This window comes from Pseudarthrobacter sp. PH31-O2 (assembly GCF_030063265.1).
In the GTDB taxonomy this organism is placed as follows: Bacteria; Actinomycetota; Actinomycetes; order Actinomycetales; family Micrococcaceae; genus Arthrobacter.
Genome location: NZ_JASIST010000002.1, coordinates 100,312 through 120,168 on the forward strand (window position 1 = coordinate 100,312; position 19,857 = coordinate 120,168).

21 protein-coding genes are annotated in these 19,857 nt (G+C 65.7%); 11 read left to right on the plus strand and 10 right to left on the minus strand.

All coding sequences use genetic code 11. The annotated features are described in order from the left end of the window. Positions 1–41 precede the first annotated feature (41 nt). The 4 genes from QMG72_RS04475 to QMG72_RS04490 are packed head-to-tail and all read left to right on the plus strand — an operon-like array spanning position 42 to position 4,199. Entirely contained in the window at positions 42–1,007 is a 966-nt protein-coding gene (locus QMG72_RS04475) for an aldose 1-epimerase family protein (protein ID WP_283479794.1), read from the plus strand. 48 nt (positions 1,008–1,055) lie between these two features. Next, the gene (locus QMG72_RS04480) at positions 1,056–2,333 is read left to right on the plus strand and encodes an AI-2E family transporter (RefSeq protein WP_283479796.1); all 1,278 of its coding nucleotides are present in this window, start codon (positions 1,056–1,058) and stop codon (positions 2,331–2,333) included. 3 nt (positions 2,334–2,336) lie between these two features. Further along, complete coding sequence (gene ilvA, locus QMG72_RS04485; RefSeq protein ID WP_226773527.1) at positions 2,337–3,575, plus strand: threonine ammonia-lyase; 1,239 nt, start codon at positions 2,337–2,339, stop codon at positions 3,573–3,575. A 9-nt stretch (positions 3,576–3,584) separates the two neighbouring features. Beyond that, a complete protein-coding gene (locus QMG72_RS04490) occupies positions 3,585–4,199 on the plus strand; it encodes a rhomboid family intramembrane serine protease (RefSeq protein ID WP_282359147.1) in 615 nt (204 codons plus the stop codon). Between the two features lie 79 nt (positions 4,200–4,278). On the opposite strand, the gene greA is transcribed toward QMG72_RS04490, so the two are convergent. Both greA and QMG72_RS04500 read right to left on the minus strand, forming a co-directional pair. Further along, positions 4,279–4,773 carry a transcription elongation factor GreA gene (gene greA, locus QMG72_RS04495; RefSeq protein ID WP_226773525.1) on the minus strand — a complete coding sequence of 165 codons (495 nt, stop codon included), beginning with the start codon at positions 4,771–4,773 and terminating at the stop codon, positions 4,279–4,281. A gap of 177 nt (positions 4,774–4,950) precedes the next feature. Beyond that, positions 4,951–5,409, minus strand: a complete 459-nt coding sequence (locus QMG72_RS04500; RefSeq protein ID WP_226773524.1) for a DUF4307 domain-containing protein — start codon at positions 5,407–5,409, stop codon at positions 4,951–4,953. A 107-nt stretch (positions 5,410–5,516) separates the two neighbouring features. On the opposite strand from QMG72_RS04500, the gene mca reads away from it, so the two are divergent. Together mca and QMG72_RS04510 are read left to right on the plus strand one after the other, a co-directional pair. Further along, positions 5,517–6,422 (plus strand): mycothiol conjugate amidase Mca, encoded by a 906-nt coding sequence (mca, locus tag QMG72_RS04505; RefSeq protein ID WP_226773523.1) that lies wholly within the window; start codon positions 5,517–5,519, stop codon positions 6,420–6,422. Positions 6,423–6,532: 110 nt separating this feature from the next. Continuing rightward, positions 6,533–6,862 (plus strand): hypothetical protein, encoded by a 330-nt coding sequence (locus QMG72_RS04510; protein WP_226773522.1) that lies wholly within the window; start codon positions 6,533–6,535, stop codon positions 6,860–6,862. Between the two features lie 94 nt (positions 6,863–6,956). On the opposite strand, the gene trhA is transcribed toward QMG72_RS04510, so the two are convergent. Then, positions 6,957–7,619: a PAQR family membrane homeostasis protein TrhA gene (trhA, locus tag QMG72_RS04515; RefSeq protein WP_226773530.1), complete on the minus strand. Its 663-nt coding sequence runs from the start codon at positions 7,617–7,619 to the stop codon at positions 6,957–6,959. 214 nt (positions 7,620–7,833) lie between these two features. On the opposite strand from trhA, the gene QMG72_RS04520 reads away from it, so the two are divergent. Both QMG72_RS04520 and phoH2 read left to right on the plus strand, forming a co-directional pair. Continuing rightward, positions 7,834–8,595, plus strand: coding sequence for an isoprenyl transferase (locus QMG72_RS04520; RefSeq protein ID WP_226773529.1), 762 nt, complete (start codon positions 7,834–7,836; stop codon positions 8,593–8,595). A 233-nt stretch (positions 8,596–8,828) separates the two neighbouring features. Then, positions 8,829–10,271 carry an RNA 5'-3' helicase PhoH2 gene (gene phoH2, locus QMG72_RS04525; protein WP_226773521.1) on the plus strand — a complete coding sequence of 481 codons (1,443 nt, stop codon included), beginning with the start codon at positions 8,829–8,831 and terminating at the stop codon, positions 10,269–10,271. Between the two features lie 209 nt (positions 10,272–10,480). Here phoH2 and QMG72_RS04530 read toward each other — a convergent pair whose 3' ends face one another. After that, on the minus strand, positions 10,481–11,131 hold the full coding sequence (locus tag QMG72_RS04530; protein ID WP_283479799.1) for a GNAT family N-acetyltransferase: 651 nt from the start codon (positions 11,129–11,131) through the stop codon (positions 10,481–10,483). 48 nt (positions 11,132–11,179) lie between these two features. Further along, positions 11,180–12,007, minus strand: a complete 828-nt coding sequence (locus QMG72_RS04535) for a hypothetical protein (protein ID WP_283479801.1) — start codon at positions 12,005–12,007, stop codon at positions 11,180–11,182. Between the two features lie 58 nt (positions 12,008–12,065). Here QMG72_RS04535 and QMG72_RS04540 point away from each other — a divergent pair, with 58 nt between their 5' ends. Both QMG72_RS04540 and QMG72_RS04545 read left to right on the plus strand, forming a co-directional pair. Continuing rightward, positions 12,066–12,629 (plus strand): prepilin peptidase, encoded by a 564-nt coding sequence (locus QMG72_RS04540; protein ID WP_283479803.1) that lies wholly within the window; start codon positions 12,066–12,068, stop codon positions 12,627–12,629. A gap of 37 nt (positions 12,630–12,666) precedes the next feature. Beyond that, positions 12,667–13,137, plus strand: a complete 471-nt coding sequence (locus QMG72_RS04545; RefSeq protein WP_283479805.1) for an NUDIX hydrolase — start codon at positions 12,667–12,669, stop codon at positions 13,135–13,137. A 78-nt stretch (positions 13,138–13,215) separates the two neighbouring features. On the opposite strand, the gene QMG72_RS04550 is transcribed toward QMG72_RS04545, so the two are convergent. From QMG72_RS04550 to QMG72_RS04570, 5 genes are all read right to left on the minus strand, one after another. After that, positions 13,216–14,889 (minus strand): MDR family MFS transporter, encoded by a 1,674-nt coding sequence (locus QMG72_RS04550; protein ID WP_283479806.1) that lies wholly within the window; start codon positions 14,887–14,889, stop codon positions 13,216–13,218. Then, complete coding sequence (locus QMG72_RS04555; RefSeq protein ID WP_502934646.1) at positions 14,886–15,557, minus strand: TetR/AcrR family transcriptional regulator; 672 nt, start codon at positions 15,555–15,557, stop codon at positions 14,886–14,888. The genes QMG72_RS04550 and QMG72_RS04555 overlap by 4 nt, the downstream gene beginning before the upstream one ends. 177 nt (positions 15,558–15,734) lie before the next feature. Continuing rightward, a complete protein-coding gene (locus tag QMG72_RS04560) occupies positions 15,735–17,171 on the minus strand; it encodes a class II fumarate hydratase (protein WP_226773615.1) in 1,437 nt (478 codons plus the stop codon). Between the two features lie 71 nt (positions 17,172–17,242). Next, positions 17,243–17,857 (minus strand): carbonic anhydrase, encoded by a 615-nt coding sequence (locus tag QMG72_RS04565; RefSeq protein WP_226773614.1) that lies wholly within the window; start codon positions 17,855–17,857, stop codon positions 17,243–17,245. Positions 17,858–17,866: 9 nt separating this feature from the next. After that, positions 17,867–18,586, minus strand: a complete 720-nt coding sequence (locus QMG72_RS04570; RefSeq protein WP_283479807.1) for a DUF4245 domain-containing protein — start codon at positions 18,584–18,586, stop codon at positions 17,867–17,869. 226 nt (positions 18,587–18,812) lie between these two features. Between QMG72_RS04570 and glpX the strand changes: the two genes are divergently transcribed. Continuing rightward, entirely contained in the window at positions 18,813–19,835 is a 1,023-nt protein-coding gene (gene glpX, locus QMG72_RS04575) for a class II fructose-bisphosphatase (RefSeq protein ID WP_226773623.1), read from the plus strand. Positions 19,836–19,857 lie beyond the last annotated feature (22 nt).

Below are 19,857 nucleotides of genomic sequence, written 5' to 3' on the forward strand. Positions count from 1 at the left end.
ACGCTATACGGATTGCCGGGCCGGTCTGTACGGTGGTGCGCATGGATCAGACGAGCTTCCTTCCCCACAACGAATCCGCGGCAGGCGGCGGCAGGGCGCGGCGTTATGCCTCCGGCAGGCAATACGAGCTGCGGCGCGGTGACGCCCTGGCCGTGGTGACCGAACTGGCAGCCGGCCTTCGGGTCTACAGCCGCGGCGGCACCCAGTTGACCGAGAGCTACGGCGAGGCCGAGATTCCGCCCGGTGCCACCGGCATCACCCTGGCGCCCTGGGCCAACCGGGTGGAAGACGGGCTGTGGTACCTCAACGGCAAAAAACAACAGCTCGACATCACCGAGGTCTCGCGCAACAACGCCAGCCACGGGCTGCTGCGCAACACCGCTTACATGCTGGTGGAGGAATCGGAGTTCTCGGTCACCCTCGAAGCAGTGATCTTTCCCCAGCACGGCTATCCATTCCTGCTCCGCCACCGGGTCCGCTACGAACTCGCCGGGGACCTGGGCCTGGTGGTGCGGCAGAGCCTCGTCAACGACTCGCAGGAACCGGCCCCCTTTGTCCTGGGCGCGCACCCCTATCTCCGGTTGGGGGAGCTGCCCGGCGAGGAGCTCACGCTCACGGTCCGCGCCCGCACCAGGCTCGTGACGGACGGCCGGCTCATTCCGCGCAGCACCGAACCGGCCAGCGGGGACTTTGACCTGCGTGCCGGACGGCCCGTCGCGGCACTGGATATCGATGCTGCCTACACGGATCTGGAGTTCGACGGCGGCATCGCCCGCCACACGCTCAGCGCGCCGGACGGCCAGAGTGTGACCCTCTGGCAGGAGGCCAACTGCGGCTACGTCCATGTTTTTGTCACTACCGAATTTCCCGGCCGGACCAAAGCGGTGGCCCTTGAACCCATGACCGGGCCGGCCAATGCCTTTAACAGCGGCGACGGTCTCCGCTGGCTGGACCCGGGGGAACCGTTCACGATGACGTGGGGCATCAGCGCGGACCTCAAGCGCTGAGCGGGCTCCGGGTTTCCCATCCGGGCGGCGCTGGTGAATCATTGGGCTATGACGCCAGCTGACGATGCCGCATTGCCGAACCGGCCGACCACACACGGCCCGGCCGCACCGCTGCGGTCCGTCACGGACCGGGAAATCGACGAGGACATCCCTTACGGCGTGCGGATCGCGGCGTCCTGGTCCTGGCGGCTCTTGCTCATCATTGTTGTGGCCGGTGCCCTCGTGTGGCTGCTGGGCAGGATCAGTTTTCTGGTGATTCCGGTGATGGTTGCGGCCCTCCTCGCCGGGCTGCTGGCCCCGGTCAAGGACCTGCTCCGGAGAAGCCACGTCCCGAACGGCCTCGCCGTCGCCTTCACCGTCCTGGGCTTTATCGGTGTGATCGGCGGTTCCCTGGCACTCGTCGGCCGGCAGCTCACGTCCGGTTTCGCCGAACTGTGGAGTCAGGCCCTGACCGGAGTCCAAAAAGTCCAGGTCTGGCTCGCGGACGGCCCGCTGCACCTGACGGCGGCCCAGATCGACCAGTACCTGCAGGACGGCACCGCCGCCTTGCAGAACAACAGCAGCAGCATCCTCAACGGCGCTCTGTCCTTCGGCAGCACCGCCGGGCATTTCGCTGCCGGAATGATCCTGGCGCTTTTTATCCTCATCTTCTTCCTGCTGGAAGGGGACCGCATCTGGGCCTTCCTTGTCCGGCTGCTGCCCAGGCAGGCCCGCCCCGCGACGGACGGGGCCGGGCGGGTGGGCTGGTCCTCGATGGTGAGCTACGCGCGGATCCAGATGTTCGTGGCCTTTGTGGACGCGGTGGGGATCGGTGTGGGTGCGGCAGTTATCGGTGTGCCGCTGGCGTTGCCGCTGGGCGTGCTGGTGTTCCTGGGCTCCTTTATCCCGATTATCGGCGCCCTCGTGACCGGCGCCGTTGCCGTCCTGCTGGCCCTCGTCGCCAACGGCTGGGTCAACGCCTTGATTATGCTGGGCATCGTCCTGCTGGTCCAGCAACTGGAGAGCCACATCCTGCAGCCGCTGGTTATGGGCAAGGCTGTATCGCTGCACCCGGTGGCCGTGATCCTCGCCGTCGCCGCAGGCTCCTATCTCGCCGGGATTCCCGGAGCCCTGTTCTCCGTTCCCATCCTCGCCGTAGCAAACTCGTCGATTCGCTACATTGCGGGCAGAACGTGGGAACATAAAAGTGCGTCGGCCACCGCGGGCCAGCAGGGCTTCCCTGTTCCTGCAGCCGGCGCCGATACCACCGTGAGGGACGCCCGGCTGCCGGGCGCAGCCGCCGGTCGCGGCGACGATGCCGGTACTGAGCCAACAGAAGGAGACTAGTTCGTGAACACCCTGGAGAGCCTGCCCGTCACGCTGGACGATGTCCTGGAGGCGCAGAAGCTGCTCGACGGGATCATTACGCGGACGCCCGTTGAATCCTCCCGCGCCCTGGGCGGGATGGTCGGCGGCGAGGTGTTCCTCAAGTGTGAGAACCTGCAGCGGGCCGGTTCCTTTAAAGTCCGTGGTGCCTACGTCCGGATGGCCAAACTCTCCCCGGCGGAGAAGAAGCGCGGCGTGGTGGCGGCCTCGGCCGGCAACCACGCCCAGGGCGTGGCCGTTGCCGCCAAGAGCCTGGGCATCAATGCCCGCATCTACATGCCGCTCGGCGTCGCGTTGCCCAAGCTCGCCGCGACCCGCAGCCACGGGGCCGAAGTGGTCCTGCACGGCCATAATGTTGACGAGGCCCTCGCCGAAGCCAAACGCTATGCGGACGAGACCGGCGCAGTTTTCGTCCACCCCTTTGACGACGTCGACATCGTCGCCGGGCAGGGCACCGTGGGGCTGGAAATCCTGGAACAGCTGCCCCAGGTCGACACCATCCTGATGGGCGTCGGCGGCGGCGGGCTGCTCGCCGGGGTGGCCGTGGCCGTAAAGGCCAGGGCCAAGGAACTCGGCCGGGAGATCAGGATCATCGGCGTCCAGGCCGAGAACGCCGCCGCCTACCCGCCGTCGCTCGCCGCGGACGCCCTAGTCCCGCTCAAACGCGTGTCCACGATGGCCGACGGCATCGCCGTCGGCCGGCCGGGCCAGCTGCCCTTCAGCATCATCAGGGAACTTGTCGACGACGTCGTCACCGTCAGCGAGGACGCCCTCGCCCGGGCGCTGATCTTCCTGCTCGAACGGGCCAAAATGGTGGTGGAGCCGGCCGGGGCCGTGGGGGTTGCTGCCCTGATGGAAGGAAAGATCGAAAATCCCGGCACCGTGGCCGTGGTGCTCTCCGGCGGGAACATCGATCCGATGCTGATGCTCAAGGTCATCCAGCGCGGGCTCTCCGCCGCCGGCCGGTACATGACCGTCCGGATGATGCTTGACGACCGTCCCGGCTCACTGGCGACGATCGCCCGGATCATCGCCGAGAACGACGCCAACGTGACGGGTCTGGACCACACCCGGGTGGGCGGTTCGATCAGTATGGGCGATGTGTCCATCACGGTGAACCTGGAAACAAAGGGCCACGAGCACGGCGAGAAAGTCCTCGCGGCGCTGCGGGCCGAAGGCTTCCAACCGATCGTTGTGCATTAGGGGACCACTGTGCTTAACTCCACCAGCGGCAGGCCGCGTGCCGGCGACACCACAGCCGGGCGTGCCCGCACGGGATTGCTGGTCGTGGGTTCGTTTGTGCTGGTGCTCTACGTCATCGAGATCATCAACACCCTGCTGCAGCATTCGCTCAATGGCGTGTTCGGCCTGCGGCCGCGCAGCCCCGACGGGATCCTGGACATCCTGACGTTCCCGCTGCTGCACGCGAACCTGGCGCACCTGTTCTCCAACACACTTCCGTTGATCATCTTCGGTTTCCTGGTGTTGCTCTCAGGGCTGCGGGTGTTTTTTACCACACTGGCGCTGAGCTGGCTGGCCTCGGGCGCGGCGGTGTGGCTGATCGGCGGTTTGCGCGTCACGGTTGGGGCGTCGGGCCTGGTTTTCGGGCTCCTCGCGTTTTTGCTGGTGCGCGGCTTTTTCAACCGCAACTGGTGGCAGATCCTGCTCTCGGTGGTGCTCTTCCTGAGCTACGGCGGCATCCTGTTCGGTGTACTGCCCACTGTGACGGCGTTCATCTCCTGGCAGGCGCACCTGGGCGGCGCAATCGGCGGAGTACTCGCAGCCCTGCTTTTGCGTTCGCCCCGGGCCGCTACCCGCGCGAACTAGCGGCAACCTGGCAACGAACGACGCCGGCCCTCCCGTGGGGGAGGGCCGGCGTCGTTTGCTGCTGGCAGTTCAGGGCAGGTCAGCCGGCGTACGGCTTGGCGGAGATGATCTCCACCGTGATGTCCTTGCCGTTCGGGGCGGTGTAGCTGAGCTTGTCGCCCTCCTTGTGGCCGACGATGGCAGCGCCCAGGGGGGACTTCTCACTGAAGACGTCAAGATCCGAGTCACCCGCGATCTCCCGTGAGCCGAGCAGGAACGACTCCTCATCGCCGGCGATTTTGGCAACAACAATCATGCCGGGCTCGACGATTCCGTCATCGGCAGGGGATTCGCCCACATGGGCGTCCCGGAGCAACGCGGTCAGCTGGCGGATGCGGGCTTCGATCTTGCCCTGCTCCTCCTTGGCCGCGTGGTAGCCGCCGTTTTCCTTGAGGTCGCCTTCCTGGCGGGCGGCCTCAATCTTCTGGACGATTTCCGCCCGGCCGGGGCCGGAGAGGTGGTCCAGCTCTGCCTTCAGGCGGTCAAAAGCTTCCTGGGTAAGCCAAGCTGCAGTTGCGCTGTTGGTGGTAGACACGGACTTCTCCTTTATGGTCAAACAAGCAAAGACCCCGCCACGGTGGCCACTTTTAGGACGCAGTAACCAGCTCAGCGGGGCAAAGGTATTGATCCATTGTAGTCAATCCCTTGGATAAACCAAAGATTGCTGCGGCCTGGATCACACCGTGTTCCCGAACCGAGTCCGTACGTTGCGCTATTTGCTTGCGTCAGGGATCCAGCAAGTGTCCACGAGGCCGGAGACGGCCTGGGACTCGGTGCGCACAGTGGCGCGGTGGGAGGTGGTGCGCCCGCCGTCGGTTCCCGCGTCGGCGGCATTGGGGGCAATGTCCACGACCTTCCAGCCGACGACGGCGAACTTGGCATCCAGCGTTTTGACAGCGCATTTCGCTGCCGTGCCCGGTTCCTTGGTGACCTGAAAATCGACCTCCGCGACCGTGGCGTCCGGGGTGCTGTAGCCGATGTCCTTGGAGGTGACGCTCGCTGTCGCGTTGGACGCCGCGACCCATGCCAAAAAGGCCAGCCCGACCGCGAGGGCCAGCACGAGGATGGCGCGTTTTGCCTTGCGGCTCAGCGCCGGCTTTTGACCACCGTAACGATTGGCTAGGCTGGGAGATACCGGCGCGGGCGCGGCAGGCTGATCCTTGGAAGTCACTGCTTCAGTTTAGTGTGGATCGGGCGCGCTGTTCACCGTGGCGCCGATCCGGCTTGTTGTGCCCGCCAATATTCCTGTCCCTGAAGATGAAAGAGGAGCCGTCCACGATGACAGCGTCCACCACCTCGTCAGCGCCGCTCCGGCTGTTGGCCGTCCATGCGCATCCCGACGACGAATCCAGCAAGGGTGCCGCCACGATGGCCATGTACGCCGCAGCCGGCGTTGACGTCCTGGTGGCCACCTGCACGGACGGCTCGCGCGGTGACATCCAGAATCCGGCCATGGCGGCCATGCCGCACCCCAAACGCGATATGGCCGGAGCCCGCAACCTGGAGATGGCGCGTGCCGCCGCGGTACTGGGAGTCCGCCAGCGCTGGCTCGGTTTCGTCGACTCCGGGTTGCCCGAAGGTGATCCGCTCCCGCCGTTGCCGGTTGGCTCTTTCGCGACGCTGCCGCTGGAACAGGCGGCAGCGCCCCTCGTCCGGCTGGTCCGCAGCTTCAAGCCCCAAGTCATCCTGAGCTACGACGAGAACGGTGGCTACCCGCACCCGGACCACATTATGGCCCACCGTGTTGCCGTCGAGGCCTTCGAAGCCGCAGGTGACCCGGCCCGCTACCCGGAGGCCGGCGCAGCCTGGGCGCCGAGCAAGCTCTACTACGACCGTGCGTTCAGCCCCGAACGTTTCCATGCCCTGCATGTGGCGCTGGAGGAAACCGGTCTCCAGTCGCCCTACGCCGAGCGCATCGCTGCCTGGCTCGAAGCCGACGCGGAAGGCCACACCCCGCCGGCGCCCACCCATCCGACGACCACCCAGATCGAGTGCGGGGATTTCTTCGAAGCCCGCGACGACGCGCTCCGTGCCCACCGCACCCAGGTTGACCCGGAAGGCTTCTTCTTCGCCGTCACACCGGCAATGCAGCGCCGGGTCTGGCCCTGGGAGGACTACTCGCTGATCCAATCCCGGGTTAGCTCGGAACTGCCGGAAAAGGACTTCTTCGCCGGGCTAAGATAGAGCTAAAGGGCTTTTCTATGACGTGTAGAAGACGTCGTGGAAGCCGTTCCAACGCAGCTCCGCGTCCCGCCCCGCCGGACCGCCAACCAGCCCCACAGAAGGTCCTCACCGTGCATCCCTTGCTTATCGCCCTGGCAACCTCCCCGGCTCCCGCCCCGTCGCCGTCACTGCGTGAGGGCCTCTCCCAGGATCAGGTCACGCCCGGCCTGCTCGGGTTCCTCCTGACGGCCTTTATCGTGGTGCTGACAGCGCTCCTGATTGTGGACATGGTCCGGCGGATCCGCCGGGTCCGGTACCGCGCCCAGGTGGAGGAGGAACGCATGGCCGCCGCCGAAGCAGCCGCCAATGACGGAGCTGCGAAGACCCCCGCAGCCCGTGAATCCGGCCGGCCCGCGGACAGCCCGGAGACCACCGGCAAGGCAGAACCCGGAAACCACTGACGACTTCCCAGCCGCGGTCCGGCACCGTAGGGTGGCGCCGTCGTCGAAGACAGCTTGCGCACCTCCCCGGTGCCGCGGGGCGTGGATGCGGACTCTAGCTCAGCACGGCTATGGCAATGGCGATGTAGTGCGCAGCGAAAGCAAAAACCGTGAGTGCGTGGAAGAGCTCGTGGAAACCGAAGTGTTCATAGCTGAAGTTCGGCTTTTTCATCGCGTAGAAGACGGCGCCGGTGATGTAGAGGGCACCGCCGGCACAAATCAGCACGGCAGCGGCGACATTGGCGGTAAAAAAGTCCGGCAGGTAGAACAGCGCGCCGCAACCCAGTGCAATGTAGATCGGCACGTACAGCCACCGCGGCGCGTCCGTCCACAGCAAGCGGAACAGCACGCCCAGGATGGCCCCGGTCCAGATCACCCACAGCAGCACTTCGGCTTTGGGCCGGTCCAGGAGCGCCCAGGCGAGCGGCGTGTAGCTGCCGGCGATGACCAGCATGATGTTGGTATGGTCCAGCCGCTTCAACACGATCTTTACGCCCGCTGACCAGTTCCCGCGGTGGTAGATGGCGCTGATGCCGAACAACAGGACACCGGTGAAGGCGTAGACCGCGGACGCAATCTTCAGGTCCGGCGTCGGTGCCAGCAGCACCAGGACCAGGCCCGCTGCCAGTGCCAGCGGAGCCGTCACGGTGTGGATCCAGCCGCGCCACTTGGGTTTGATCATCAGGAGTTCGGCAAGTCGCACGGCAGCGTCGTCCATCGGGCCGGTCCCGCGCTCCGCAGGCTCATCCGGCCGGGGCTCGGGACTGTTGCTTTCCATGCCGCAATAATAAACTACGGCGCAGTAAGTTACCTTCGAGTAACAAGATGCCCGGTGCAGAATCGTCACGTTCATGCGCCACGGCCGGCACCGCGGCAGGTAGCCTAGGTTGTGCACTGACGTCGTACTTCAAGGAAGCCAGGTGAAACTCCGGATGGAAATGCCCGGGTTCCTCTATGGCTTCTATGAGCGCAAGTTACAGCGCTCCCTGGACCCGGAACGCATCCCCCGGCACATCGGCGTCATGGTGGACGGCAACCGCCGCTGGGCGCGGCAGTTCAACGCTCCAACCAGCCAGGGACACCAGGCCGGTGCCGACAAGATCCACGAGTTCCTCGGCTGGTGCCAGGAACTGGGCGTCAAGGTGGTCACCCTGTACATGCTGTCCACTGACAACATGAGCCGTTCCGGCGAAGAACTGGACCTGCTGATGGGGATCATTGCCAACACGCTGGACAGGCTGGACGGGGACGCCGAGATTTCGGTCCACGCCATGGGTGCACCGGAATTGCTCCCCGATTACCTCGCCGCCCGGCTCAACCGGCTCACGGCCCGTACCCCGGCGCGCGAGAAGCTCCACGTCAATGTTGCCGTCGGCTACGGCGGTCGCCGTGAAATCGTCGATGCCGTCCGGGAACTGCTGCACGACGCCGTCGGACGCGGTGCGGACATCGGGAAACTCTCCGAGGAACTCAGTGTTGATGACATCTCACGTTTCCTCTACACCCGCGGCCAGCCCGATCCGGACCTCGTGATCCGGACCTCCGGGGAGCAGCGGCTATCAGGGTTCCTGATGTGGCAAAGTGCTTACAGCGAGTTCTATTTCTGCGAAGCCCTGTGGCCGGCCTTCCGGAAAGTGGACTTCCTGCGGGCCCTGCGCGACTACGCCGGCAGGCAACGGCGCTACGGCTCCTGACGCGTCATCCCGTGTTCACCCGATGGCAACAGGAATCGCCGGGGAATGGACAACCAAACGCCGCCCGCGGGACGTACGTTAATCCCATCAGCAGGCAAGCCGCCGGCTGATCGGGGAGGCCAGTACATGGAGCGGAAGTTCGCACCGGGTGTATGGGAGGCCGTGTCCGGCCTCAAGGCCGAGCCGCCTCACCACTAACAATTCCGGGCATACGCCCCGGGGCTGGAGTCGATGTGGCTATTTCTGAACAACTGCCGGACGTTGCGAGCGACCAGGGACAGAAAGCTACCTCTCGCGCCAAGCGAGCCACCGCAGAGACCGGTACAGGGCAGAGCGCCGCTGGAGCCGGTCTTGCTGTTTCCGGGGAAGGAACAGCACAACCGGAACCGGCCCGGAGCTTCGTGATCGACACCTCGGTGCTGCTCTCTGACCCGCGGGCCCTGCTGCGCTTCGCGGAACACGAAGTGATTCTGCCGATAGTCGTCATCACCGAACTGGAAGGCAAGCGCCACGATCCCGAGCTCGGCTATTTCGCCCGCAAGGCGCTCCGGCTCCTCGATGACCTGCGGGTCCAGCACGGCGGACTCGACCGACCCATCCCGCTCGGCCACGACGGCGGCACGCTGATGGTGGAGCTGAACCACATTTCATCCGAGGTGCTCCCGGCCGGCTTCCGCGGCGGGGACAACGACAGCCGGATCCTCGCCGTCGCCAAGAACCTTGCCAACGAAGGCCGGGACGTCACTGTGGTGTCCAAAGACCTCCCAATGCGTGTCAAAGCGTCGGCCATGGGCCTGCAGGCCGACGAGTACCGCAATGAACTCGTTAAGGACTCCGGCTGGACCGGCGTCGCGGAAATTGATGCCAGCGAGCAGGACGTCTCGACGCTCTACGGCCACGAGCCCGTCTTCATCCCGGAAGCCGCGGAGCTGCCGACCAACACCGGCCTGGTGCTGCTCTCGCCGCGGGGCTCTGCCCTGGGCCGGGTAGGGGCTGACAAACAGGTCCGGCTGGTGCGGGGTGACCGGGACGTCTTCGGGCTGCACGGGCGGTCAGCCGAACAGCGGCTGGCGATCGACCTGCTGATGGACCCCGCGGTCGGTATTGTGTCCCTCGGCGGCCGGGCCGGCACCGGGAAGTCGGCGCTGGCCCTGTGCGCGGGGCTTGAGGCGGTCCTGGAGCGCCAGGAACACCGCAAGGTGATTGTCTTCCGTCCGCTCTACGCCGTGGGCGGCCAGGAGCTTGGCTACCTGCCCGGCTCCGAAGCGGAAAAAATGAACCCGTGGGCGCAGGCCGTCTTTGACACGCTCGGGGCACTGGTCAGCCAGGAAGTCGTGGAGGAAGTGATGGACCGCGGCATGCTCGAAGTGATGCCGTTGACCCACATCCGCGGGCGTTCGCTGCATGACGCGTTTGTGATCGTGGATGAGGCCCAGTCGCTCGAGAAGAACGTGCTGCTGACAGTGATGAGCCGGATCGGGCAGAACTCCAAGATTGTCCTCACCCACGACGTCGCCCAGCGCGACAACCTCCGGGTCGGCCGGCACGACGGCGTGGCCGCCGTCGTCGAGACACTCAAGGGACACCCGCTCTTCGGCCACGTCACCCTCACCCGTTCGGAGCGCTCGCCGATCGCCGCGTTGGTGACCGAACTGCTCGAAGGGGCGGAGATCTAAGTCCTCGGTCTTTGGCTCGCCTGTGCGGGGGGCCGCGGCACCTTCGCCGTCGCTTAGACACGACGGTTGCCGCCCGCTTCGGTCGCGGGGCTGCGGTGTTCCGCTAAGGAGCGCATCGCCGACCAAAGCGAAGCGAAGGTCGCCCAGCGACCGCAGCGGAGCGACGGGAGGTGTCTAAGCGACGGCGGGACGCCGCTGCCACGCTTCTGCTAGCTCTGGATCTCCAGGTACTTCGCCGTGGGTTCGTGGCCTTGGACCTGCAGCGTCCAGTCGGGGCGGTTGAACGTGGCGGGGGTGAGACGGACCTTCTGGGTTTCCTGGCGCCGGCCTCCCCAGACGGCGCGCGCAACGCCGTTGAGTTCGTAGCCGAGGGAACGGGAGACGCCGAGGGACTGCTGGTTCCAGAGGGCCGCTTCGGATTCCGCGACCTCCGCGCCGAGCCAGTCGAAGGCGTAGAGGGCTACCGCGGCCCGCATCTCCTTGCCAAGCCCCCTGCCCTGCGCGCCCTGCTTCAACCAGGAACCGGTGCTCACCGTCTTGAGGGTGGCGAAATCCTTGGCCTCGATGTCCTGGCAGCCGATGAATTCGCCGTCGAGCCAGATGCCCAGCAGCAGGGTCCATTCCTGCGGGGACATGTTTCCGCGGCACCGCCAGTACCACTGGGCCATGTTCCGGCCGAGCTCCTCGGCCGGAGCCTCCGCCCACGGGTTGCTGAAGGGGCTGCGGCCCGGTTCGTGGATGCCGGTCAAGGCAGCCTGCGCAGCCGCGGGGATCTCCTCGTCCCGGATCGGCCGCAACACCAGCCGGGGTGTGGTCAGGGTGAGGCCGAAGGGCGGCCAGAAGCGGGCGAGTTCAGTCATCCGGGAAGCCTAGCCGCGCCGCGCGCACCCGGCCAGTCATACGCGCCGTCAGCCGGCCGGGATTTCCCAACTAATGTGCCTGCGGACATCCGTCAGGTTCATGGACTCGGCGAGGAACAGGTCATCGAGCATGTACTCGTCCACGGCAAGGATCCGGAGCCAATGCCCATACCCGTCCGGTTCGTGGCCGGGCCCGCCAACTTCCAGCCAGCGGCTCGCCACACAGACGCCCGTGCCGGCGTCGATCCTTACCAGGGTGCGCCCTGGCCGGCACAGCGGCGCCCCGGGGTCGCCGGGACGGTAGCCGGGGTTCGGGGTTACGGTGCATTCCAGTGCTGTGCGGCCCTCGTGCATCACGTCCTTGATGGTGCCAAGCTCCACGGCGTTGGCCGCGGGAAACTCCAACGGCACCGGGGCGTTGCCTGCCAGTTCCACCGGGTCGAGGGCTGCGGCGAATCGGCCGTTGCCGAAGCCTGGCTCGCCGTAGGCGGCTTCGGGGCGGCGCCGGACCAGGCCGCGGTCATCGTAGACCGGGGTAACGAGGTGGGGCGGCAGCAGCCAGGTCTTCCTGGTCGAGCTGACGTAGAACACGTCACGGGAATCATTGATCCCGGTGGTGCTTTGCAGGACCAGCCCGTCCGCGGACTCCAGCCGCAGGGCTCCGGGGCGGCGCAGCCACGCACGCACCAGGCCCTGGGGATTGCCGTTAAGGGATGCGGCGGAACCGTCGGCGAGAGGACGGTCCACGTACTCGAAGCGCAGGGACTGCCACCGCCATGGCGAGGAACGGCACAGGTTACGGAACGCGGCAGCCTGCTCCCCGGGGTCCCCGGGGCCGCTTGGCCCGCGCGCGTACGAACTTTCCCATCCGGCCATATCCACAGTTTACGCGCGTGCCCGGCCACGGCAGCGGAATTTCCCGTAGCATCCGAGGATGATCCAACGACTCGGCGGGCTGGGGGAAGTGGCGCCGCTGGCCTTCTGGCTGATGCTGCTGGCGTGCCTCTTCCTGGCGGTGACAGCCGTCCGGCTCGCCGTCATCGACGTCAGGCACCATCTGCTACCGGACCGGATCGTGTTTCCGGCCTACGCGGTCGCCGCTGCGCTGCTGCTGGGTTCGGTGGCCGCCCATGCGGCGGCGGGCGCCCCCGCGCTGGCGGCGGTGCCGGACGGCGGTGCCGGACTCTTCGGGCTGCCCGGACTGCGTGTGGTGGCCGGGGGAGCGGCGCTGTGGGTTTTCTACTTCCTGCTCCGGGCCGTGTATCCGCCGGGGATGGGATTTGGCGACGTTAAGCTCGCCGGGGTACTCGGAATGTATCTGGGGTTCCTCGGCTGGCAGCACGTTTTTGCCGGGACCTTCGCTGCGTTCCTGCTCGGCGGACTATGGAGCCTGGCGCTGATCGTTTCGCGGCGCGGGACGGTCAAATCGAGCATTCCCTTCGGACCGTTTATGCTGGCCGGCACCGCGGCGGCCATGCTGCTCCTGCCTGCCGGCTAAGGCGGGGACTACAGCGTCCGCTGGCTAGGCTGGGGGTATGGCTACCCCCGACTTCATTCTCAAGCTTCGCGGCAGGATCGGCCATGAGAGCCTCTGGATTCCAGGAGCCCGGGCCGTTGTGTTCGACGACGACGGCAGGGTCCTCCTAGGCCAGCGGGCGGACAACGGCAAATGGGGACTGATCACCGGGATTCTGGAGCCCGGGGAAGAGGCTGCCGCGGGCATACTGCGGGAAATCCTGGAGGAGACCGGCGTTGTGGCCGCGGCTGAACGGCTTGTCTCGGTGGACTCCGTCGGGCCCACCACCTATCCGAACGGCGACGTCTGCCACTTCCTGACCCTGGTGTTCCGGTGCCGCTACATTTCCGGGGATGCGCGTGTCAACGACGACGAGTCCCTCGCCGTGGACTGGTTCCGGCCGGAGGATTTTCCCGAGTTGCCGCCCGGGCATCTGGAGAGCATCAAACGTGCCGCACCAGCGGCCGGGGACGCGCACTTCCGGCGCTGACAGCCGCCGGCCCGGCACGCACGCAGGGACGCCGCAACCCAAAGGGGTACGGCGTCCCGGCAAGCTAAGCTCCGGCGTCTAGCGGTCCAGGCTGTGCAGTTCCGCTGCCGGTGCCGCATCAGTTTGACCCGCAACGGCTTTGGTCCCGGCCCGGCGTTCGGCCTCCAAACGGTCTGCTTCCTCGCCGCCCACTGCTTCGCCCCGGGCTACCATGCCGGCGGTGTCAGCGAGCGGGATCTGCCGCAGCGCCAGCGCCAGCGCCAGGGCGATCGCGAGGAACGGCAGCAGGTACCAAAACACCGGGGCCAGCGAATCGGCGTAGGCGTTGACGATGGCGTCCTTGAGCTGGGCCGGGAGCTGGCTCAGGGCCTGCGGATCGAGGGTCCGGGTGGACTGTGAGGCCTCTTCGGCCGAGGCGCCTGCCCCGGTGAATGCCCGGGCCAGTGACTCCGAGAGCCGGGCGGTGAAGATGGAACCGAAGACGGCCACACCCAGCGAGGCTCCCACTTCGCGGAAGTAATTGTTGGTGCTGGTTGCCGTGCCGATCTGTTCAGCGGGCACGGAGTTCTGCACCACCAGCACTATCACCTGCATGATGGAGCCCAGGCCCGCACCGAAGATGAAAAGCTGGACGCAGATGATCCAGATGGGGGTCGCCGCCGTGAGCGTGGTCAGCCACAGCATTGCGGCAATGGTCAGGACAGCGCCGAGGATCGGGAACATCTTGTACTTGCCGGTCTTGGAGATCCTGATGCCGGAGAAGATTGCCATGCCCATCAGCCCCACCATCATCGGCAGCATCAGCAGCCCGGATTCCGCGGCGGAGGTGCCGGCGGACATCTGCAGGAACGTGGGGACAAACGCGATCGCGGCAAACATGCCCAGGCCAAGGGTAAAGCCGATCGCCGTGGAGTTCACGAAGATCCGGTTTTTGAACAGGTTCAGCGGGATGATGGGGTCCTCGGCCTTGCGCTCCACGAGAACAAATGCCACGGCGGCCAGCACGGTGCCGGCACCAAAGGCCCAGGTCAGCGGGGAATCCCAGCCTTCATCCTTTTTGCCGCCGAAATCGGTGAAGAAGATCAGGCAAGTGGTGGCCGCGGACAGCAGGAGTACGCCCAGGATGTCGATCCGCTTTTCGGCCTTCTTGTTCGGCAGGGTCAGTGTGAACCACGCGATGGTAAAAGCCGCGATGCCGATCGGGATGTTGATGTAGAAGGCCCATTCCCAGGTCAGGTGGTCCACAAAATAGCCGCCCAGCAGCGGACCGGCCACTGCGGACAGGCCGAAGATGGCGCCGAGCGGGCCCATGTACTTTCCGCGGTCCTTGGCCGGAACAATGTCGGCGATGATCGCCTGGGAGAGGATCATGAGACCGCCGCCGCCCAGGCCCTGGACGGCGCGGAAGATCACGAAGCCCCAGAAGTCAGTGGCAAAGGCGCAGCCGACCGAAGCCAGCGTAAAAAGGGCGATGGCAACCAGGAAAAGGTTGCGCCGGCCCAGGATGTCGCCGAACTTGCCGTAGATCGGCATAACGATCGTGGTCGCCAGCAGATAGGCCGTGGTGATCCAGGCTTGGTGTTCCACGCCGCCGAGTTTCCCAACGATGGTGGGCATGGCGGTGGAGACGATCGTCTGGTCGAGGCTTGAGAGCAGCATGCCCGCGATCAGCGCGGAAAATATGATCCAGATCCGTTTCTGGGTCAGGAGCAGCGGCGTGGGCGCTGCCGGGGTGGTGACGGCAGAACTCATTGGGGTCCTTCGGTGGAGGGGGCGGGGTCAATATCCAGGGTCTGCGAGAAAAAGGTGCGGGCTGCCGCGACGTTGTCGAGCAGCATCTCCCGGTACGGGCGGGTGTTGTCCGCCGAGAAGTAGGCGGCGCTCGTTTTGCGGGTGATGCTGCCGAACAGAAGAACCGCCATCCGGACCACCGGGTGGTCCGGGGGAACCTGCTCCCGGACCGCAAGCATCCGCGCGATTTGGCCTTCGCGTTGTTCCGAGGCGCCAATAATCCGCAGCATCAGCTGTGGTTCCTTTTGGACGACGGCGATCAGCTGGCGGGTTTCTTCCTCGCTGGCGGTCATCTGTTCGGACAACACAAGGGCCAGGCGCACGAGGTCAGAGAGCAGGGTCGGGGAGATTTCGCCGGCCGGCGAACCTGCACCGCCTTCGACGAAGCGCCGCACCACGTCGGCAGGGAAGTCGTCGTCGACGTGTCCGATGATGGCATCTTCCTTGGTCGGGAAGTAGTTGAAGAACGTCCGGCGGGAGATGCCCGCGCGTTCGCAGGCTTCCTCCACCGTGTAGCCGTTGAGTCCCAGCTCGGCCGTCATGGTGCGCGCGACGGCGGTAATTGCCGCCCTCGTTGCGGCCCGTTTGCGTTCGCGGAGTCCGCACTCATGTTTTGCACTATTAATCACAAAGTACATATTTGCACTCAATATCTTAAAGTGCAAAATTCCGAAATCCGGCCTTGGGCAGCATACCGCCGCCGGGGTGGCCAACCGGAGGAACGACGTCGGCCGGCACCCTTGCGAAAAGGTGCCGGCCGACGAAGGACGTTTAGTTCGCTGAGCGGGCGCCGCCGCCCGCGGTGCCTAGGCTTTGTGCGGCGGCCGGGTCATGGACATTACGTCCAGCGCGGTGTCCAGCTGCCCCTCGGTCAGTTCGCCGCGTTCCAGGAAGCCCATAGCCACTACTGTCTCGCGGATGGTCAGGCCTTCGGCCACTGCCTTCTTTGCGATCTTGGCGGCGTTCTCGTAACCGATGAACTTGTTCAGCGGCGTGACGATCGACGGTGACGCCTCGGCCAGGAAACGGGCCCGCTCGACGTTGGCGGTGATGCCGTCGATCATCTTGTCGGCCATCACGCGGCTGGTGTTGGCCAGCAGCCGCACGGACTCAAGCAGGTTGGCGGCCATCACGGGGATGCCGACATTGAGCTCGAAGGCGCCGTTGGTGCCGGACCAGGCGATGGCAGTGTCGTTGCCGATGATCTGGGCGCAGACCATGATGGAGGCCTCGCAGATCACCGGGTTGACCTTGCCGGGCATGATCGAGGAACCCGGCTGCAGGTCCGGGATCGAGATTTCGCCGAGGCCGGTGTTGGGACCGGAACCCATCCAGCGCAGGTCATTGTTGATCTTCATAAAGGAGATCGCGATGTTGCGGAGCTGGCTGGATGCCTCGATCAGGCCGTCACGGTTGGCCTGCGCCTCAAAGTGGTCGCGTGCCTCCGTCAGCGGCAGGCCGGTATCAGCGGCAAGCAGCTCGATAACCCGCTCCGGGAAACCTGCCGGGGTGTTGATGCCGGTACCGACGGCGGTGCCGCCGAGCGGAACTTCAGCGACCCGGGGCAGCGCGGCATTAACCCGCTCGACGCCGTAGCGGACCTGCGCGGCGTAGCCGCCAAACTCCTGGCCCAGCGTCACCGGGGTGGCGTCCATCAGGTGCGTGCGGCCGGATTTTACAACGTCCTTGAACTCAACGGACTTGCGCTCCAGGGATTCCGCAAGGTAGCCGAGGGCCGGGATCAGGTCGTTGATCAGGGCAGAGGTGGCGGCCACATGGACCGAGGTGGGGAAAACATCGTTGGAAGACTGCGAAGCATTGACGTGGTCGTTGGGGTGGACCACCTTGTCGCTGCCGGCGGCCTTAAGCGCACGGGTGGCCAGTTCGGCAAGGACCTCGTTGGTGTTCATGTTCGACGAGGTCCCCGACCCGGTCTGGAACACGTCGATCGGAAAATCGCCGTCGTACTTGCCGGCGGCCACCTCGTCAGCAGCATCAGCGATCGCCTGGGCGAGCTCGCCGTCGAGTACTCCCAGTTCTGCGTTGGCCTGTGCTGCCGCCTTTTTGACCCGGGCGAGGGCCTCGATGTGGGCGCGCTCAAGGGTCTTGCCCGAGATCGGGAAGTTTTCCACGGCTCGTTGCGTCTGGGCGCGATACAAGGCGTTCACCGGGACGCGGACTTCGCCCATGGTGTCGTGTTCAATGCGGAACTCTTCGGTGTTCAATTCTTCTGTGGAAGTCATGGGGCTAGCTTATTGGGCGGAGGCGTCCCATCGAAAACCGTGAAGAGCATGCTGCCTGCAGTGGCAGGAAACTAGAGCTCGCCGATTTCGAAGACGAGGTCCGCCCTGCCGTCGGACAGGCTGTAGGCGAGGCCGATCACGGCGGCCCGGCCACCCCCGACAGCATCGGATATCACCCGTGAGCTGTCCACGAGCCGCTGTGATGTCTGTTTGACGTTTTCAACCACCATGTCGTTGATGTCGTTCTGGTTGTTGCGCAGCGAGGTCAGCACCGACGGCGTGATGCGTTCGACCAGGCTGCGCATAAAGCCGACGGGCATCTGCCCGGTCTCCATGGCGTTCTTGGTGGCCGTGACCGCGCCGCAGCTGTCATGCCCGAGGACGACGATCAGCGGCACCGAGAGGACGCTGACGCTGTACTCGAGCGAGCCGAGGACGGCGTCGTCGATCACGTGGCCCGCGGTGCGGACCACGAATGCATCGCCAAGGCCGAGGTCGAAGATAATCTCAGCGGCCAGCCGGGAATCCGAGCAGCCGAAGATCACCGCAAATGGGTGCTGGTTCTCCACCAGCGAGGAACGGCGGGACGCGTCCTGGTTGGGATGGGACGATTCGCCGGCAACAAAGCGATCGTTGCCTTCGCGCAGGCGGCGCCAGGCAAGGGAAGGGGTGAGATAGGTGGCCACGGCCCTACCTTACGGCGAAGGGGCGGGCGACGGCGAACCTGTTGCGTCCGCGGAGCTCCCTGGTGACGCGCCGCCGGCCGCACCGGAAGTGCCCTCGAGTGACTTCACCACGGCGGCAGCGAGCAGCGTGAATTCGTCCAGCTGCGCGGATCCGGTCAGGATAACCGTGGTGCCGCCGGCGTCGGCAAGCACCATGCTCTTCTCACCCTTGCCCGTGTCACGGAGTTCCCAATCGCGTCCGCCGGCGCTGCGGGTGCCGGTCACGGGCGCGCTCTTCACCTGCTGCAGCAGCCACGTGGGATTGGACTGCCGGGCCTGCACCAGGGCAATGAAGGACTCCTTGGGGGTGAGGTAGCCCACTTCCCACGTCGGGACGCCGCTGCCCGCGCCCGATTCCCAGCGGGCGTAATTTGCGCGGAATGTGTCGCCGGTTTCCGGGGCCGCGGGTGTGAATCCTGCCACACCGGCCGCGTTGCGCGCCACGGCGCTGACATCGATGTTGGGCCGGTAGCCGTCGGTCTTGGGCGACGGGTTCATCAGGACGATCGGCAGGAATGCCGCAATGCTCAGGACCAGCGCAATGATCATGCCGAGCACCGAGGCGTTCGCCCGCTTGGCCGCTCCGGCGCTCAGGACTGGCTTAACGGGCGGTTGGTCCGGCGCGCCGGGCACATTCGGGCCGGCGCTGCCGGCCCGGGCTGCTGGGGGTGTTTCCTGCAATTCGCTCACCCCTCTATAGTCGCCCATTCCGGGCCGATCTCACATTCGGCCGGGCGGGGCCGGCCGCGGGGCATAACGTTCACGGATTGGTCATTCCACGACGCAGCTTTCCACCGCGACTATGATCAGTAGCAGACGAGATCACCATGATACGAATCACCGCCGCGGATCGATCCTGTCCGTGCGGCTTCAATGATCGCCACTCGAAGAAGAGGTTCACGTGACACCAGCGCCAATGACCCAGAAGTACTCCACGCTCTCCCCGTCGCTCGCCGTCGGTATCGACGAGCCGGACCGCAACCTTGCTTTGGAACTGGTCCGCGTCACCGAAGCAGCCGCCATCGCCGGTGGCCACTGGGTGGGTTTTGGGGACAAGAACAAGGCCGACGGCGCCGCCGTCGACGCTATGCGTTCCTTCCTCCAGACCGTCCACTTCAACGGTGTTGTGGTGATCGGCGAAGGTGAAAAAGACGAAGCCCCGATGCTCTTCAACGGCGAGCACGTCGGTGACGGCACCGGCCCCGAGTGCGACGTCGCCGTTGACCCGATCGACGGAACCCGGCTGACCGCCCTGGGCATCAATAACGCCCTGGCCGTCCTTGCCGTGGCCGAGCGCGGTTCGATGTTCGATCCCTCCGCGGTGTTCTACATGGAGAAGCTCGTCACCGGCCCGGAAGCGGCCGACATGGTTGACCTGCGCCTGCCGGTCAAACAAAACCTGCACCTCATCGCCAAAGCCAAAGGCGTCAAAGTCAACCAGCTCAACGTGATGATCCTCGACCGGGACCGGCACCGCCCGCTTGTGGAGGAAATCCGCGAAGCCGGCGCGCGGACCAAGTTCATCATGGACGGCGACGTCGCCGGAGCCATCGCCGCGGCCCGCTCCGGCACCGGGGTTGACGCGCTGATGGGCATCGGCGGAACGCCGGAAGGAATCGTCACGGCCTGCGCGATCAAGTCCCTCGGCGGAGTGATCCAGGGCCGGCTGTGGCCCACCAGCGATGACGAAAAGCAGAAGGCGATCGACGCCGGACACGACTTGGACCGGGTGTTGTCGACCAACGACCTCGTCTCCAGCGACAACTGCTACTTCGCCGCGACCGGCATCACCGACGGTGACCTGCTCAGGGGCGTGCGTTACTCCAAGGACAAGGTTCTTACCCAGTCCATCGTGATGCGGTCCAAGTCCGGGACCATCCGCTTCGTTGATGGCGAGCACCAAGCCAGCAAGTGGGAAGGCTACGCGCGCAGGAACTAGCGCCTGCCGGATCGGCCAGAAC